Source organism: Streptomyces sp. NPDC055254, from assembly GCF_053606025.1.
Map to the genome: position 1 here is coordinate 15,518 of NZ_JBSGQV010000018.1, position 14,995 is coordinate 30,512.

Below are 14,995 nucleotides of genomic sequence, written 5' to 3' on the forward strand. Positions count from 1 at the left end.
GACATTTGCCCAGGCATCGGGATCGGACACCTATCCTGTTGTCGTCGGACAGCGCGGTCCGCACGGGCAGCCCGAGCTGCGCATCAGGAGCGGCAGCGCCGCGCGCCGCCGGGAGCCCACAGCCCAGTAGCGCTCGAACACTGCAAGGAGCCGCACCTGTGAGCAGTGCTGACCAGGCCCCCCAGGCCCCCCAGCAGGCCGCCCCCGCCACCTCGGCCGCCACCGCCAACGCGGAGCTGCGGGCGGACATCCGCCGCCTCGGCGACCTTCTCGGGGAGACCCTCGTACGCCAGGAGGGCCAAGACCTCCTCGATCTCGTCGAACGCGTCCGCGCCCTCACCCGCACCGACGGCGAAGCCGCCGCCGCGCTGCTCGGCGACATCGACCTGGAGACCGCCGCCAAGCTCGTGCGCGCCTTCTCCACCTACTTCCACCTCGCCAACGTCACCGAGCAGGTGCACCGCGGCAAGGAACTGCGCGCCCACCGCGCCGCCGAAGGCGGGCTCCTCGCCCGCACCGCCGACATGCTCAAGGACGCCGACCCCGAGCACCTGCGCGAAACGGTCCGGAACCTCAACGTCCGGCCCGTCTTCACCGCGCACCCCACCGAGGCCGCCCGCCGCAGCGTGCTGAACAAGCTGCGCCGCATCGCCGCCCTCCTGGAGGAGCCCGTCACCGGCGCCGGCGACCGCCGCCGCCACGACCTGCGCCTCGCCGAGAACATCGACCTCGTGTGGCAGACCGACGAACTGCGCGTGGTGCGCCCCGAGCCGGCCGACGAGGCCCGCAACGCCATCTACTACCTCGACGAACTGCACGCCGGAGCCGTCGGCGACGTACTGGAGGACCTCGCCGCCGAACTCCAGCGCGTCGGCGTCGAGCTGCCCGCCGGAACCCGCCCCCTGACCTTCGGCACCTGGATCGGCGGCGACCGCGACGGCAACCCCAACGTCACCCCCGAGGTCACCCGCGACGTGCTGATCCTCCAGCACGAGCACGGCATCACCGACGCCCTCGAACTCGTCGACTTCCTGCGCGGACTGCTGTCCAACTCCATCCGCTACACCGGCGCCACCGAGGAACTCCTCGCCTCCCTCCAGGCCGACCTGGAGCGCCTCCCCGAGATCAGCCCGCGCTACAAGCGGCTGAACGCCGAGGAGCCCTACCGCCTCAAGGCCACCTGCATCCGGCAGAAGCTCGTCAACACCCGCGAGCGCCTCGCCAAGGGCACCCCCCACGAGGAGGGCCGCGACTACCTCGGCACCGCCGAACTGCTCACCGACCTGACCCTGATCCAGACCTCCCTGCGCGAGCACCGCGGCGCGCTCTTCGCCGACGGCCGCATGGACCGCACCATCCGCACCCTGGCCGCCTTCGGCCTCCAGCTCGCGACCATGGACGTCCGCGAGCACGCCGACGCCCACCACCACGCCCTCGGCCAGCTCTTCGACCGGCTCGGCGAGGAATCCTGGCGCTACGCCGACATGCCGCGCGACTACCGCCAGAAGCTCCTCGCCAAGGAGCTCCGCTCCCGCCGGCCCCTGGCCCCCACCCCGGCCCCGCTCGACGCCGCCGGCCACAAGACGCTCGGCGTGTTCGGCGCCGTCAAGGACGCCTTCGAGAAGTTCGGCCCCGAGGTCATCGAGTCCTACATCATCTCGATGTGCCAGGGCGCCGACGACGTCTTCGCGGCCGCCGTCCTCGCCCGCGAGGCCGGCCTGATCGACCTCCACGGCGGCTGGGCCAAGATCGGCATCGTCCCCCTGCTGGAGACCACCGACGAGCTCCGCGCCGCCGACGTCATCCTCGACGAGATGCTCGCCGACCCCTCCTACCGGCGCCTCGTCTCCCTGCGCGGCGACGTTCAGGAAGTCATGCTCGGCTACTCCGACTCCTCCAAGTTCGGCGGCATCACCACCAGCCAGTGGGAGATCCACCGCGCCCAGCGCCGACTGCGCGACGTCGCCCACCGCTACGGCGTGCGGCTGCGCCTCTTCCACGGCCGCGGCGGCACCGTGGGCCGCGGCGGCGGCCCCTCGCACGACGCGATCCTCGCCCAGCCCTGGGGCACCCTGGAGGGCGAGATCAAGGTCACCGAGCAGGGCGAGGTCATCTCCGACAAGTACCTCGTCCCCTCACTGGCCCGCGAGAACCTCGAACTGACCGTCGCCGCCACCCTGCAGGCCTCCGCCCTGCACACCGCGCCCCGCCAGTCCGACGAGGCCCTCGCCCGCTGGGACGCCGCGATGGACACCGTCTCCGACGCCGCGCACGCCGCGTACCGCGCGCTCGTCGAGGACCCCGACCTCCCCGCGTACTTCTTCGCCGCCACCCCGGTCGACCAGCTCGCGGACCTGCACCTCGGCTCCCGGCCCTCCCGCCGCCCCGACTCCGGCGCCGGCCTCGACGGCCTGCGCGCGATCCCGTGGGTGTTCGGCTGGACCCAGTCCCGGCAGATCGTCCCGGGCTGGTACGGCGTCGGCTCCGGCCTCAAGGCCCTGCGGGAGTCCGGGCACGCCGACGCCCTCGCCGAGATGGGCGAGCGCTGGCACTTCTTCCGCAACTTCCTGTCCAACGTCGAGATGACACTGGCCAAGACCGACCTGCGGATCGCCCGCCACTACGTCGAGACCCTGGTCCCCGACGACCTGCGCCACGTCTTCGACCGCATCGAGGCCGAACACGAGCTCACCGTCCGCGAAGTCCTGCGGATCACCGGCGGGGACAAGCTGCTGGACTCCCACCCCGTCCTCCAGCAGACCTTCGCCGTGCGCGACGCCTACCTGGACCCGATCTCCTACCTCCAGGTGTCCCTGCTGGCCCGCCAGCGGGCCGCGGCCGCCCGGGGCGAGGAGGCGGACCCCCTGCTCGCCCGCGCCCTGCTGCTCACGGTCAACGGCGTGGCCGCGGGCCTGCGCAACACCGGCTGACCTCCGGACACACGGAAAGGGCCCCCGCACCGTCGCCGGTGCGGGGGCCCTTCCCGTCGCGGGCTACGGGCTCAGCCCGCGGCGCCGGCCTTGCGGCGGCGGACCACCAGCACGGCGCCGGCGGCGATCAGCGCGGCCGCCATCGTGGCGATCAGGCCGACCGGCGCGTCGGAACCGGTCTTCGCGAGGTCGCCCCCGCCGGTGGAACCGCCGGTCGTGGCGCCCGAACCGGACGGAGCCGGGGAGGAGGCCGAGCCGGACGGCGACACGCTCGACGAGGCCGAGGCGGACGTACTGGCCGAAACCGACGCCGAGGTCGAGGTCGAAGCCGAGGCCGACGTCGACGCGGACGCGGAGACCGAAGTGGACGCCGATGCGGTCGTCGTCACCGTCGACGTCGGAGTCGGCGTAGCGGTGGCCGGGCAGGTGTGCGACAGGTTGAACCACTCAAGCTTCTTGCCGCCGCCCGTGGTGCCCTCCACCTCGGCGACCGCCGAAACCAACTTCGCACCGGGCTCCGAAGCCGCGTACGCGTGGTTCTCGTTCGGCGGACCGAAGGTCGTGATGACCTGCTCACCACCGGGCTCGAACCGCACCGTGAGGCGCACGAAGGCGATGTCGTTCGGGCTGCCCGGCGCGATGAAGTGCCAGCCGTCCCGGGTCGCCGGAATGTCGGCGCACTTGGGCTCCGGCTTCCCGAAGGAACCCGCCGTGATCGGAAGGGGCTGGTGCAGCGGAACGGTGTACGCGTCGGCCGCGAGGGCGGGGGCCGTACCGGCTGCGACCAGGAGGGACGACGCGGCAACGGTGAAGGCCGTCCGGCGGATCGTGGAAAGGGCCATGAAATACCTCTGACACTGATGAGGAAGGAGAGCCGTGGGGGGCGGCGATCAGCATCGTGACCGAGGCCACCCCGGTCAAGAGGTACTCGTCATCATTCGTTCGCAGTCGGGCGCCCGAGCACCGGTTTGTCCGATATAACGATCCCCGCACGGCGACACCCCGACGCGGCGCCCCCGCATCCGCTCAGGAGTTGTACGTCGACTGCGCGCGCTCCAGCCCCTCCTGGATCAGACACTCCACCGAGTCGGCCGCCCGGTCCACGAACCACTCCAGCTCCTTGCGTTCCGTCGAGGAGAAGTCCTTCAGCACGAAGTCCGCCACCTGCATCCGCCCCGGCGGCCGGCCGATGCCGCAGCGCACCCGGTGGTAGTCCGGACCCGACGACTTCGTCATCGACTTCAGGCCGTTGTGCCCGTTGTCCCCGCCGCCCAGCTTCAGGCGCAGCGTCGGATAGTCGAGGTCCAGCTCGTCGTGGACGGCCACGACACGCTCCAACGGCACCTTGTAGAAGTCGCGCAGAGCCGTCACCGGACCGCCCGACAAGTTCATGTACGTCATCGGCTTGGCCAGCACGACACGGCGGCCGGCCGGCCCGGGCGGCCCCGTACGACCCTCCACGACCTGCGCCCGGGCCTTGTGCGCCTTGAACTTCCCGCGAATCCGGTCCGCGAGCAGATCGACCACCATGAAACCGATGTTGTGGCGGTTGCCCGCGTACTCCGGCCCCGGGTTGCCGAGGCCCACGATCAGCCAAGGTGCCGCGTCGTCCGACATCAAGAACTCCTTAAGCGAAGACGACCGCCGTCCCGCTCCAGTGGAGCCGGACGGCGGTCGGTCAGCAACTGCTGAGGGGGGAAGGCGAGACTCAGGCCTCGGTGCCCTCGGCGTCGGCGGCCGGCTCCTCCGCCTGCGGGGCGACGACCTGCAGAACGGCGATGTCGCCGTCGACGGCCAGGGTGGTGCCCTTCGGGAGGACCAGGTCCTTGGCGTGGATGGTGTCGCCGGCGTGGAGGCCCGCGATCGAGACGGTGACCTCGGTCGGGATGTGGGTGGCCTCGGCCTCGACGGAGATGGTGTTCTGGAGGGTCTCCAGCATGTTGCCACCGGCGGCCAGCTCGCCCTCGGTGACGATCGCGACGTCCACGGTGACCTTCTCGCCCTTCTTGACGATCAGGAAGTCGACGTGGGAGATCGAGCGCTTCAGCGGGTGCTTCTGCACGGCCTTCGGGATGACCAGCTCGGTGCCGGCCTTGCCGAGGTCCAGCGAGATCAGGACGTTCGGGGTACGCAGCGCCAGCTGAAGGGCGTGGGCGTCGACGTTGACGTGCTTCGGGTCGGTGCCGTGGCCGTAGATGACGGCGGGAGTCAGGGCGTCGCGACGGGCCTGACGGGCAGAGCCCTTACCGAAGCTCTCACGGACCTGGGCGGAAAGCTTGACCTCGGACATGCTCACTCCTCGTGGGGTGACGGAAATGGACGGAAGTCACCCGGCCGGAACGGCCTGCTACGAAGAGCGCGTCGATAACGGAGCATCCGTACCGTGAAACCGGTACGGCCTCCCTCGCCGAGCAACTCATGGAGTGTACCCGGCACGGGAGGCCGCACCAAAAGGATCTGGCGCGCAGCGGTTACTGCTGCTCCTCGAACAGGCTGGTGACCGAGCCGTCCTCGAAGACCTCGCGCACCGCGCGCGCGATCATCGGGGCGATCGACAGCACCGTGATCTTGTCGAGCTCCAGGTCGGACGGATCCGGCAGGGTGTTCGTGAACACGAACTCGCTGACCTTGGAGTTCTTCAAACGGTCCGCGGCCGGGCCGGACAGGATGCCGTGCGTGGCCGTCACGATGACGTCCTCCGCACCGTGCGCGAACAGCGCGTCGGCGGCGGCGCAGATCGTGCCACCCGTGTCGATCATGTCGTCGACCAGCACGCAGACGCGCCCGCGGACCTCACCGACGACCTCGTGCACCGTCACCCGGTTGGCGACGTCCTTGTCACGGCGCTTGTGCACGATGGCCAGCGGCGCGTCCAAGCGGTCGCACCAGCGGTCGGCCACCCGCACACGACCGGCGTCCGGGGACACGATCGTCAGCTTGGTGCGGTCCACCTTGGCACCGACGTAGTCCGCCAGGACCGACAGCGCCGAGAGGTGGTCCACCGGACCGTCGAAGAAGCCCTGGATCTGGTCCGTGTGCAGGTCGACCGTCAGGATGCGGTCCGCACCCGCAGTCTTCAGCAGATCCGCGACCAGACGGGCCGAGATCGGCTCGCGACCCTTGTGCTTCTTGTCCTGGCGGGCGTACCCGTAGGACGGGACGATCACGGTGATCGAACGGGCCGACGCGCGCTTGAGCGCGTCGATCATGATCAGCTGCTCCATGATCCACTTATTGATCGGAGCCGTGTGGCTCTGGATCAGGAAGCAGTCCGCGCCACGTGCCGACTCCTGGAAGCGGACGTAGATCTCACCGTTCGCGAAGTCGAAAGCCTTGGTCGGCACGAGGCCGACTCCCAGCTGGTGCGCGACCTCCTCGGCCAGCTCGGGGTGGGCGCGGCCGGAGAAGAGCATCAGCTTCTTCTCGCCGGTCGTCTTGATCCCGGTCACAGCACTGTCTCCTCAGACGTGTTGAAAGCTGCTCGCCCCCGTGCGCGTCCGTCCCGCACACGGTGAGCCAGCCGAATTGCGTGCACCTATCACGGTACGCCGTCACCGACGCACCTGTTTCCGGTCAGTTCACCTCAACGGCCGTCGGAGTCCACCTGGACCGCCGACTGCGCCGCCGCCGCGGCAGAGCTTCCCGGACGCTTGCGGGCCACCCAGCCCTCGATATTCCGCTGCTGGCCCCGAGCCACGGCCAGCGCGCCGGGCGGAACGTCCTTCGTGATCACGGACCCGGCCGCCGTGTAGGCACCGTCCCCGATGGTGACGGGCGCCACAAACATGTTGTCCGAACCCGTCTTGCAGTGCGAGCCGACGGTCGTGTGGTGCTTGTGCTCACCGTCGTAGTTCACGAAGACGCTCGCCGCGCCGATGTTCGTGTACTCGCCGATCGTCGCGTCGCCCACATAGGACAGGTGCGGCACCTTGGTGCCCTCGCCGATCGTCGCGTTCTTCATCTCGACGTACGTGCCCGCCTTGGCCTTCGCCCCCAGGACCGTGCCCGGACGCAGGTACGCGAACGGCCCCACGGACGCCTCGGCGCCCACGACGGCGCTGTCCGCAACGGTGTTGTCCACCCGGGCCCGCGCGCCCACCACCGTGTCCTTGAGGCGGGTGTTGGGGCCGACCTCGGCCCCCTCCGCGATACGGGTGGCGCCCAGCAGCTGGGTGCCGGGGTGCACGACCGCGTCCTGGCCGAAAGTGACCGTCACGTCCACGAAGGTGCTGCTCGGGTCCACGACCGTCACGCCCGCGAGCATGGCCCGCTCCAGCAGCCGCGCGTTCAGCAGGGCGCGGGCTTCCGCGAGCTGCACGCGGTTGTTGATGCCGAGGATCTGGCGGTGGTCGGAACCGACCGAGGCGCCTACGCGGTGCCCCGCCTCACGGAGGATGCCGAGGACGTCGGTGAGGTACTCCTCGCCCTGGCTGTTGTCGGTACGGACCTTGCCGAGGGCGTCCGCGAGCAGGGCCCCGTCGAAGGCGAAGACGCCCGAGTTGATCTCCCGGATCGCGCGCTGCGCGTCGCTGGCGTCCTTGTGCTCGACGATGGCGACGACGGCCCCACCGGCGTCGCGCACGATGCGCCCGTACCCGGTGGAGTCGGGCACCTCGGCGGTGAGCACGGTGACGGCGTTGCCGTCGGCCTCGTGCGTCGCGGTGAGCTGCGCCAGGGTCTCGCCGGTGAGCAGCGGGGTGTCGCCGCAGACGACGACCACGGTGCCGTGGACGGTGCCGTCGAGCTCTTCGAGGGCCATCCGGACGGCGTGGCCGGTGCCGTTCTGCTCGTACTGGACGGCGGTGCGGACGTCGGCGTCGATCCCGGCGAGGTGCGCGGTGACCTGCTCGCGGGCGTGCCCCACGACGACGACGAGGTGGGCGGGGTCCAGCTCGCGGGAGGCGGCGACGACGTGACCGACGAGCGAGCGCCCGCAGATCTCGTGCAGAACCTTGGGTGTGGCCGACTTCATGCGGGTGCCTTCACCCGCTGCGAGTACGACGACGGCTGCCGGGCGGTTGGCGCTCACGGGGATGCCCTTCGGCTTCGGGGGTGGACCCGTGAAGGATACCGGGGGGCCGGGGCCCGTTAACGAAGCCGGGTCCCGACCGCGGAGGTCAGGACCCGTATCTGAGCATCAGTGCTCTGTGAGCTCCCGGAGAAGGATTCGAACCCTCATTCAATGGACCAAAACCATTTGTCCTGCCCTTAGACGATCCGGGATGGTTCGCCAGCTATGTCCGATTCCAGTGATCGGGATGGGACGCAGCCCCTACTATGCCGCACCACCACCCCTCGATGCGACGGTAGAGACCGGCGCTTTGGAGAACGCGAATCGCGAGGCAGCCGGCGACGGGTTCGCGCCGACGAACTCCGTCCAGAATCCCTCCGCTGCGGTGACGTCGGCGGTTTCGTGAATCATGAGGCTGTAGCGAAGGTCCTCGTTCTGCACGCCCAGCAGGTGGAGCCACGCGAGATAGACGCGGATCATGTCGGGGTCGCTGTTCACGAAGATCACGCGCTCGCGGCGGGCGTACGCCTTGTCCTTGCTGCCCTCTGCCCAGTACAGACCGACACCCAGCACGAACAGTTCCCGGTCCGACAGAGTGCGGATGTCAGCGGCTGCGCCCGCTTTGGTACGGCGCCGTCAATGTCGTCCGGAATGTGGGATTCAGGTCTCGATGGGTGGGCGATTCAGTCGTACGTGCAATGACCACTGGTTTGCTGGAATTCCGGTCGCGGACGTGCTGGGGGCGCTGCGTAGGGTGGTCGGCATGACCTGTACGGGGGAAGTGGAAGGCCGCGCCGGGCCGCCGTTGTGGTGGGCGCGGCGGCGGGATGCCGTGGGGGACGTGGTGCTCGGCGGGGTGTCCGCCGTCGAGTGCGCGTGGGAAGGGGTCGCCTTCGCCGGTGAGGCGGGGGCGCCGGTCGCGCTCGGGGTGGTGTTCGGGCTCGTGGTCGGGTCCACCCTCGTGCTGCGGCGGCGGTGGCCGATCGCCGTGGTGCTGGTGGGGATCGCGGTGGCGCCCGCGGCCATGGGGTTCCTGCTCGGGGTGGTGGGGCTGTACACGCTCGCCTCCTCCGAGGTGCCGCGGCGGATCACCGCGACGCTCGCCTCGATGTCGCTGGCCGCCACGTACGTGGTGATGTACCTGCGGACCCGGGTGGACGTGGAGGCGGACCCGCGGCTGGTGGTCGTGCTCTCCGGGTTCGTGGCAGTGGCGCTGACCGTGCCGCCGGTGCTGTTCGGGTTGTACATCGGGGCCCGCCGCCGGCTGATGGAGAGCCTGCAGGAGCGGGCGGACTCGCTGGAGCGGGAGCTGTCCCTGCTGGCGGACCGGGCGGAGGAGCGGGCCGAGTGGGCCCGGACCGAGGAGCGGAGCCGCATCGCGCGGGAGATGCACGACGTGGTGGCCCACCGGGTGAGTCTGATGGTGGTGCACGCGGCCGCGCTGGAGGCGATCGCCGCCAAGGATCCGGCGCGCGCGGCGAAGAACGCGGCGCTCGTGGGGGACATGGGGCGGCAGGCGCTGACGGAGTTGCGGGAGATGCTCGGGGTCTTGCGGGCGCAGGCGCCGAAGCCGGCCGCGTCCCCCGCGCTGGCGGCCGTGCCGGCCGCGCTGGTGGGCGGGTGGGAGGACGGGCCTTCGCTCGGTGAGTTGGAGGTGCTGGTGGGGCAGTCCCGGGCGGCGGGGATGGTCGTGGAGATGGTGGTGCAGGGCGAGGGGGCGGCGTACGCGGCGGAGGTGGAGCAGGCGGCGTACCGGGTGGTGCAGGAGGCGCTGACCAACTGCCACAAGCACGCCCCGGGCGCGCGGGTCGTGGTGCGGCTCGCGCACCGGGAGGGAGAGGTCGCGATGCAGGTGGAGAACGGGCCGTGCGACGGGAAGGCGGCGGAGCCGGGTCTGCCCAGCGGGGGGAACGGGCTGGTGGGGATGCGGGAGCGGGTGCTGGGGCTGGGCGGGGTGTTCGTGTCCGGGCCCACGGACGCCGGGGGGTTCCGGGTGTCGGCGGTCCTGCCGGTCGGATAGAGGTGCGCGGGGCGTCCCGGCGTCCCGGCGTCCGGGACGTGCGGGACGTCCGGGGCGTCCGGGGCGCCCGGGCATGCGGGACGTCCGGGGCGCATGCGGGGCGTCCCGGGCGTCCGGTCCGGTCAGGCCGTGGTGAGGCGGGTCGGCTGGAGGCCGGTCAGGAGGAGGGTGAGGGCTTCGTCGAGGCCGGAGCCCAGGTACCAGTCGCCGGTGTGGTCGATGCCGTAGACGCGCCCCTCGCGGTCCAGGGCGAGGTGGGAGCCGCCGTCCGCTTCGACGCCGAGGGGGCAGAGCTGGGTGGACAGGGCCCGGCCCAGGTCGGCGAAGGTGCGGGCCAGGTGGAGTCCGGTGAGCGGGTCGAGCCGGACGGGCGTCGGGGCTATCTGGCGGCCGGGTCCGGGGGCGGCGACGGTGAGGCCGCCGAACTCCGCCCAGGCTTCCACGGCCGCCGGGAAGACGGTGTGGCGGTGCCCGGCGGGAGTGGTGTGGTCCCGGAGCGCGTCGGCCCAGTACTCGGCCTGCTTGATGTCCCAGCGGCCCGGTTCCCACCCCGCGGTGCGCAGCGCGGAGTCCACGGCGACGGGGAAACGGGTGGCCGAGGAGCGGTCGTAGGACGCGGAGGTGGTCGTCATGGCTACTCGGAGGGGGTGAGGTCGACGGGGCGTACGCCGAAGTGGGCGAGGAGGGCTTCGCAGGAGCGGCAGGGGGGTGCGTAGCTGCCGTGGAGGGGGTCGCCGTCCTCGCGGATGCGCCGGGCGGTGATCTTCGACTGCTTGAGGGAGCGGCGGGCCTCGCTCGGGGTGAGCGGCTTGCGCGAGGCGCGGCGGGAGCGGGCGCCTTCGACGGCGGTCAGGTGCCGCGAGACGAGGATCGCTTCGGGACATCGGCCGGTGAAACGCTCGCGCTGGCCGCTGGTGAGGGTGTCGAGGAAGTCCTGGACGAGCGGGTGGAGGGCGGGGGGCTGGTCGGCCTTGCCGGCGGTGCCGGTGAGGGTTTCGCCGCGTACGGAGAGGGCGGCGGCGACGGTGGGGAGGATGCCGTCGCGGCGGAAGCGCAGGACGGGGGCGGCGGGGCGGCCGCCGTTGTCGCTCCAGCGCAGGCGGGGGTCCCCGGTGGGCCCGGCGGTTTCCGTGCCGCCGGGCGTGGCTTCCCTGGTCGGTGCCGGTGCCGGTGCCGGCACCGGGGCGGCCGCGGTCGCGCCGGTCATGTTCGTGGAACCGGTCGTCCGCGGGGCGGAGTCGGCCGGATCTGTGCGTGTCGCCGTGTAGTGCATGGTCGTGCCTTCCCTCCCGTGGCGGCGGTGGTGGCCGCTGTCGCGCACGCCCCCGTGCTGCGGGGACAGCCTGTCAAATGTCTCCTGTCATGCGGAAGCGGGGTCGAATATTCGTATCAATTCGGATGTTCCAGGCCACCCTGAGGATGCGCGGCCGGCACGCGGTCGACCCCCTTGCCCCAGCGCATAGGCTGTGGTGAACCAGCCAGATCCAGCAGGGGGCTACCGCCATGACGACAGGTCGGCTCGGGCAGCAGGCCGCGCCACCCAACGCCGCTTACTCGGGGCAGGTCGTGCATTTCCCGGACCCGGTCCGGGCCGCTCGGCATCCCCGCGGCGTGCGGATGGACGGCAACGGGTATCCGGACTTCTCCCCTTACGCCCGCGCGGCGGTCGAGATCGCGGAGCCGCCCGAGGGCTTCGGCGTGGACGAGCTGCGGCTGACGGACTGCGTTTCCGCGAACGCGGCGATGCGGGCGGCCGGGCACGAGCTGTGGGACACCGTCGGCCCGGTGGCGACCCCGCACGGCTGGACCTGGCACCACGTGGCGGGCTCGCGGCGCATGGAGCTGGTTCCGGTCGAGGTGAAGGCGCTGCTGCGGCATCACGCGGGACTGACGACCGCTCCGGTGGACCACGAGAAGCGGGGGACGCGCCCCTTGCAGGAGGTGCGTCCGGCGCACCTGGGGCTGCCGAAGTCGGTGGTGTCCGTCTCGGAGGCGCAGGTGCAGGGTGTCGAGGAGGACCTGGGCTACCGGTTGCCGGAGCCGTACCGCGCGTTCCTCAAGGCGGCGGGAGGGTGTGCGCCGGTGGGCGCGGGCCTGGACGTGGATCTCGGTCTGCTGGTGGACCAGCCGTTCTTCACGGTGCGTGAGGAGGCCGCCGTCAATGACCTGGTGTACGTCAACAAGTGTCTGCGGGACCATCTGACGAAGGACTACCTGTGCGTGGCCTTCGCGCAGGGCGGGCTGCTCGCGCTGAAGGTGCGCGGCGAGGGCGTCGGGTCGGTGTGGTTCTCCCCGTACGACGACGCGCGCGACCGTGACGGCTGGTCGGTGCAGGAGCGCGTGGAGCGGCTGTTGCTGCCGTGCGGCGGTGATTTCGACGCCTTTCTGGAGCGGTTGGCGGGTAACCCGCCGGAGCTGGAGACGGTGGCCGGTCTGATGGTGGACGGCGGATTCGCACGCTCGGTTCCCGTGGCGCGTGCCGGTTCGGATGAGGGGTGACGGCGCGGTGGTGACGTTCGCGCAGGCGCAGGAGCGCGCAGAAGAGTGGATCAACGGCGACGTGCCCGCGTATCAGCACCGGGAGGTGCGGGTACGGGAGTTCGGGCTCGGGTTCGTGGTGTGGGCGGAGGACCGGGCGGCCGGTCCGGTGTCCGGGGGTGGCCGGCAGCGGCTGGTCATCGCGCGGGACAGCGGGGAGGTGACGCTGTGGCCGGGGCTGCCGGTGGGTGAGGTGATCCGCCGGTACGAGGAGGAGTACGGGGCCGTGGCGGTGGCGGTGGCCTCGGAGGCTTCGGTTCCGCCGCCGCGGATCGACTCGGAGCAGACGTCCTTCATGTTGAGTCCGCCGGAGTGGTTGCAGGAGGCGGCGGACCGGGCCGGGATCCCCGGTGGGTCCTCGCGCGCGGCGGCGGCTGCCGGTGCGGCGGGCGCCGGTGCGGCGGGTGCGGGCGCCGGTGACGGTGCGGGCGCCCTTGCCGGTGCCTCTGCCTCTGCCGGTGGGGAGTCCGCCGCGTCCGTGGCGGCCGCGGCGGCCGGTACCGCTGCTCCGGGGGGTGCTTCCGGTGTCCCGGACGCGTCGGTCGGGGCGGCGGACGGGGCTGCGCCGCGCCAGGGGGGCGAGGTCCCGTACGAGCCGACCGCCAACGACGGGGTGCCGGTCGGTGCCACGCCGTGGGCCGGTACCGATGTGAACCCGGGCGCGGACGACGTGTCCGTGCCGCTGCCCGCGACCGTGTTCGCGCCGCCGCTGTCCGGCTCCGACCTGGAGGACCTGCCGTCGTCGGGGTCCGCCCCGGAGGCCAGGACCACCCTGATGCCGGGGGGCAGCCGGCTGCCGAGGACCGCGGTCGTCCCGGCGCTGGGGCAGGAGGCGGGGCCGGCCGGGATCGCCGACGCGCCGACGAGCAGGGCCGAGGTCTCCCGCCCGGGTGGCGGGGGTTCCGCGGGCGGCGAGGCCGGTGCCGTCAGGCCGCCCGCTCCCGCGTCCGGGTCGCAGGGGGCGGGGGCCGGTCAGCCGCCGACCCCGCCGGGTCCGCCCGGCGCCCCCGGTGGCGGGGCGCACCACGCCGCCACGATGCTGGCGGGTCCCGGCGTACCGCAGCCGGGCGCTCCGGATGCTTCCGGCGCGGGTCGGCCGCCCGCACCGCCCGCGCCTCCCGGTCCGCCCGGCGCCCCCGGTGCCTCCAGTGGGCGGGGTATCGACCATGCCGCGACCATGCTGGCCGGTCCGGCGGTGGTGGGTCAGCCGCCCGCGCCTCCCGGTCCGCCCGGTGCTCCCGGTGCCTCCAGTGGGCGGGGTATCGACCATGCCGCGACGATGCTGGCCGGTCCGGCGGTGGTGGGTCAGCCGCCCGGTCCGCCCGGTCCGCCCCCGGCGGGTCCCGGCGCACCGCAGCCGCAGGCTCCCTCCGGCCTGCCCACGGTCGGCCCCGGTTACCAGGCCGTGCTCCGCTACCGTGCGCCCGACGGCTCCGAGCAGCAGCTCATTCGCCGTTCGGCGCCCGGCACCCCGCACCCGGAGTGGCAGATCCTGTACGAGCTGCGCGCCATGAACGTGCCGCCGCAGCAGGTGTTGGAGCTGCACACCGAGCTGGAGTCGTGCGAGCTGCCCGGCGGGTACTGCGCCCGGATGATCCGGGAGACCTGGCCGCAGGTGCGGATCACGAGCGTGGCCCCGTACGGCAAGGACCACGCGGGCCGTCAGCAGGGCATGCGGCACCTGCTCACCCATCAGGGCGAGCTGCACCAGGTGGCGGACGGTCCGGCGCGCCCCGCGCCGGTACGCGCGCCCCTGCCGCAGGTGCCGTTGCAGCCGGCGATCCCGCTGGACGCCATCGCGCAGGAACTGGCGGGTGCGTTCGGGCCGCAGGGCGTGTTCCGCTTCGAGCAGCGCGCGGTGTCCCGTCAGGGCGTGCCGGAGATCGTGGCGCAGACGCTGATGTGGTCGGGGCTGCCCGTCGACTTCGGGCCGTTCTTCTGGGCCCAGGCCGTGCCGGGGGCGCCGTTGCCCACGTTGGCCGAGATGGCGGCGCAGCGGCAGGTGCAGCCGGCGTCGGACGCGGGGTCCTACCTCGTGGTCGGCAGCGACTTCGGCAAGGCGCTCTGCGTGCAGTACGGCACCGCGAACATCGTGGCGGTTCCGGTCGAGGGCGGTCCGGGCGGTGCTCCGGTGCCTCCGCAGTTCGTGAATTCGAGCCTGCCGCAGTTCGTACGGTGTCTGGCGCTGCTCGGTCACATGTGGCGCCTGCGCCAGCATCTGACGCCGGAGCAGGCGGGGCGGTGGACCGTCGATTTCCAGGCGAATCTGGCCGGGCTGGACGGCGCGGCCCTTGCCTCGCCGGAGAACTGGTGGTCGGTGCTGCTGGAGCAGATGTGGGACGGACTGCTCTGACCGCACCTGATCCCGTGATCGGTTGAATGGCCGGGGGGGGGCCCCCCCCCCCCCCCCACGCGGCCGGCGCGGACGCGGTGTTCGAGGAGGGTGAGCACGCTGACCAGGACTACCCCCGCCAGGGCGGCGAGCACCGATAAGGT

Annotated in this window: 11 protein-coding genes, 1 tRNA gene and 1 pseudogene; 4 read left to right on the forward strand and 9 right to left on the reverse strand. The window is 72.1% G+C overall.

Annotated features, from left to right (window positions below; all coding sequences use genetic code 11):
• Positions 1 to 158: 158 nt before the first annotated feature.
• Positions 159 to 2,930, forward strand: coding sequence for a phosphoenolpyruvate carboxylase (gene ppc, locus ACWFQ8_RS18855; RefSeq protein ID WP_453787373.1), 2,772 nt, complete (start codon positions 159 to 161; stop codon positions 2,928 to 2,930).
• Between the two features lie 71 nt (positions 2,931 to 3,001).
• Here ppc and ACWFQ8_RS18860 read toward each other — a convergent pair whose 3' ends face one another.
• The 7 genes and pseudogenes from ACWFQ8_RS18860 to ACWFQ8_RS18890 form a co-directional block, all read right to left on the reverse strand.
• Entirely contained in the window at positions 3,002 to 3,772 is a 771-nt protein-coding gene (locus tag ACWFQ8_RS18860; protein WP_453787374.1) for an LPXTG cell wall anchor domain-containing protein, read from the reverse strand.
• 184 nt (positions 3,773 to 3,956) lie between these two features.
• Positions 3,957 to 4,547 (reverse strand): aminoacyl-tRNA hydrolase, encoded by a 591-nt coding sequence (pth, locus tag ACWFQ8_RS18865; protein WP_453787375.1) that lies wholly within the window; start codon positions 4,545 to 4,547, stop codon positions 3,957 to 3,959.
• A gap of 91 nt (positions 4,548 to 4,638) precedes the next feature.
• Positions 4,639 to 5,220 (reverse strand): 50S ribosomal protein L25/general stress protein Ctc, encoded by a 582-nt coding sequence (locus tag ACWFQ8_RS18870; RefSeq protein ID WP_453787376.1) that lies wholly within the window; start codon positions 5,218 to 5,220, stop codon positions 4,639 to 4,641.
• 181 nt (positions 5,221 to 5,401) lie between these two features.
• The gene (locus ACWFQ8_RS18875; protein ID WP_453787377.1) at positions 5,402 to 6,379 is read right to left on the reverse strand and encodes a ribose-phosphate diphosphokinase; all 978 of its coding nucleotides are present in this window, start codon (positions 6,377 to 6,379) and stop codon (positions 5,402 to 5,404) included.
• 134 nt (positions 6,380 to 6,513) lie between these two features.
• Complete coding sequence (glmU, locus tag ACWFQ8_RS18880; RefSeq protein ID WP_453787378.1) at positions 6,514 to 7,959, reverse strand: bifunctional UDP-N-acetylglucosamine diphosphorylase/glucosamine-1-phosphate N-acetyltransferase GlmU; 1,446 nt, start codon at positions 7,957 to 7,959, stop codon at positions 6,514 to 6,516.
• Positions 7,960 to 8,082: 123 nt separating this feature from the next.
• Positions 8,083 to 8,153 (reverse strand) — tRNA-Gln (locus tag ACWFQ8_RS18885).
• Positions 8,154 to 8,164: 11 nt separating this feature from the next.
• Positions 8,165 to 8,577: pseudogene (locus ACWFQ8_RS18890) on the reverse strand (hypothetical protein); the annotation flags it as partial.
• Positions 8,578 to 8,704: 127 nt separating this feature from the next.
• On the opposite strand from ACWFQ8_RS18890, the gene ACWFQ8_RS18895 reads away from it, so the two are divergent.
• Positions 8,705 to 9,961, forward strand: a complete 1,257-nt coding sequence (locus tag ACWFQ8_RS18895; RefSeq protein WP_453787379.1) for a sensor histidine kinase — start codon at positions 8,705 to 8,707, stop codon at positions 9,959 to 9,961.
• A gap of 122 nt (positions 9,962 to 10,083) precedes the next feature.
• Here the strand turns inward: ACWFQ8_RS18895 and ACWFQ8_RS18900 are convergent, their stop codons facing one another.
• Entirely contained in the window at positions 10,084 to 10,593 is a 510-nt protein-coding gene (locus ACWFQ8_RS18900) for an SUKH-3 domain-containing protein (RefSeq protein WP_453787380.1), read from the reverse strand.
• Positions 10,594 to 10,595: 2 nt separating this feature from the next.
• Positions 10,596 to 11,168: a YwqJ-related putative deaminase gene (locus ACWFQ8_RS18905; RefSeq protein ID WP_453787455.1), complete on the reverse strand. Its 573-nt coding sequence runs from the start codon at positions 11,166 to 11,168 to the stop codon at positions 10,596 to 10,598.
• Between the two features lie 296 nt (positions 11,169 to 11,464).
• Between ACWFQ8_RS18905 and ACWFQ8_RS18910 the strand changes: the two genes are divergently transcribed.
• Together ACWFQ8_RS18910 and ACWFQ8_RS18915 are read left to right on the forward strand one after the other, a co-directional pair.
• Entirely contained in the window at positions 11,465 to 12,460 is a 996-nt protein-coding gene (locus ACWFQ8_RS18910; protein WP_453787381.1) for an SMI1/KNR4 family protein, read from the forward strand.
• A 7-nt stretch (positions 12,461 to 12,467) separates the two neighbouring features.
• Positions 12,468 to 14,852, forward strand: a complete 2,385-nt coding sequence (locus ACWFQ8_RS18915; RefSeq protein ID WP_453787382.1) for an SUKH-4 family immunity protein — start codon at positions 12,468 to 12,470, stop codon at positions 14,850 to 14,852.
• Positions 14,853 to 14,995: the final 143 nt, after the last annotated feature.

Excerpts from the sequence above, each read along its gene's own strand:
- ACWFQ8_RS18860 (WP_453787374.1), bottom strand. The coding sequence starts at position 3,772 with ATGGCCCTTTCCACGATCCGCCGGACGGCCTTCACCGTTGCCGCGTCG.
- ACWFQ8_RS18900 (WP_453787380.1), bottom strand. The coding sequence starts at position 10,593 with ATGACGACCACCTCCGCGTCCTACGACCGCTCCTCGGCCACCCGTTTC.
- ACWFQ8_RS18870 (WP_453787376.1), bottom strand. The coding sequence starts at position 5,220 with ATGTCCGAGGTCAAGCTTTCCGCCCAGGTCCGTGAGAGCTTCGGTAAG.
- ACWFQ8_RS18905 (WP_453787455.1), bottom strand. The coding sequence starts at position 11,168 with ATGACCGGCGCGACCGCGGCCGCCCCGGTGCCGGCACCGGCACCGGCA.
- ACWFQ8_RS18895 (WP_453787379.1), top strand. The coding sequence starts at position 8,705 with ATGACCTGTACGGGGGAAGTGGAAGGCCGCGCCGGGCCGCCGTTGTGG.
- pth (WP_453787375.1), bottom strand. The coding sequence starts at position 4,547 with ATGTCGGACGACGCGGCACCTTGGCTGATCGTGGGCCTCGGCAACCCG.
- ACWFQ8_RS18910 (WP_453787381.1), top strand. The coding sequence starts at position 11,465 with ATGACGACAGGTCGGCTCGGGCAGCAGGCCGCGCCACCCAACGCCGCT.